1 protein-coding gene is annotated in these 1,402 nt (G+C 40.1%); it reads right to left on the bottom strand.

Features of this window, described 5'->3' with window-relative positions; all coding sequences use genetic code 11:
* Positions 1–186 precede the first annotated feature (186 nt).
* A partial coding sequence (locus QTO00_RS19705) for a response regulator (protein ID WP_331426258.1) occupies positions 187–1,402 on the bottom strand: 1,216 nt, incomplete at its 5' end.

The following is a 1,402-nucleotide window of genomic DNA, read 5'->3' as shown; positions in this document are numbered from 1 at the left end:
TATACTGAGACTGTCATTAAATAGCTCGCTGACAGATAAGGAGGTGGATAAAATCCTCGATGTGGCGGAACGAGCCTATAACAATAAAGAGTTATATTTCATTTAAATAGCGTCGCGTTTAAAACAATTTATCCGCTTTAAATCTATAGATAAATTATCCGACCTGAATGTCTAGGGTCAATCGACCTAAATATAGTCGGATAATTTGTCCAGTAGTTTATCTTTGTCTACTGGCTTAATTAAATACCCGTTCATGCCAACGAATTCAATTTTAGACAAGGTTTCTTGCCGATTATCTCCGGTATGTCCAATAATCGGGATATCTGCGTAGCTTTGGTCTGATTGTCTTATCGTTGCGGTAGTTTCAAGGCCGTCGAGTTGTGGCATCTCTAAATCCATGATAATCAAATCAATCTGCTCGTTATCAAGAATACTCAATACCTCTTTACCATCTCCTGCCTGAGACACCTGGTAACCCTGTTTATTGAGCAAAATGCTAGTTAGCTGACGCATTGACGTGTTGTCATCGGCAATCAAGATGCGTTTACCTTCAATCTTTGGTTTAGGCTTAGGAACTGCATTGCGATCTGGCTCCACGCCATCAAATATCAGCTCATCGACTGTTTTTGCCACATCGGCAAGGAACGCCGGCTTCTCCTTAGGATAGAAGTTGATAAAGCGGCTGAATCGATTGTGATATTGATTGTCTCGACTAAACAGCAGCACTATTTTCGCTTCAGTAAAGTGTAAGTTCGACTCTAGCGCTAGATATTCTTGTTCGCTGCACATATCTAGATCAAGCAATATTAAGTCATACTCAAACTCGAACTCTTGTTTTTCTATCGACTGTTCGAAAGTGATAATCTCGCAGTTCACACCAGCATAGAAACTGAACTCATTCAATTTACGGCGAACCGAGAGCTCTCCACCAACACAAAGAATCGATTTAGTTCTCAGTATTTCTTGTTTAATATCATCAACTTCTGGGGATTGATACAAAGGAAAGGCCAGAGTAAATTGAGTCCACTCACCTAACTCAGATTCGCATCGGATCCAACCACCAAACGATTTCATCACTCGTTTACAAAACGGTAAACCCAGTCCGTAACTTGAAGACTTGCCCGAAGTGTAAAAGTCCTGAAAAACAAACTCCAATTTCTCTTCGTCAATCCCAACGCCATTATCCTCAAAGTAGAGGAAGTTGTAATGCTCACCGCGCCGAATAGTAATCGCAATCTCGAATTGCTCACCATTTTGATAATAGAGTGAATTTTTCAGCAAATTATACAAAGCATATTTAAGCAAGGTATCACTACCGAAAAACTGGTAATCCTCCTCTACTATCAATTTCACTGTTTCTTTGGCATGGGCACTTGGATAGCTAAAACTAGATAGAGATTCA

The organism is Vibrio sp. M260118, assembly GCF_036533755.1.
Taxonomy (GTDB): domain Bacteria; phylum Pseudomonadota; class Gammaproteobacteria; order Enterobacterales; family Vibrionaceae; genus Vibrio.
This window is presented reverse-complemented; position numbering and strand designations above follow the sequence as displayed.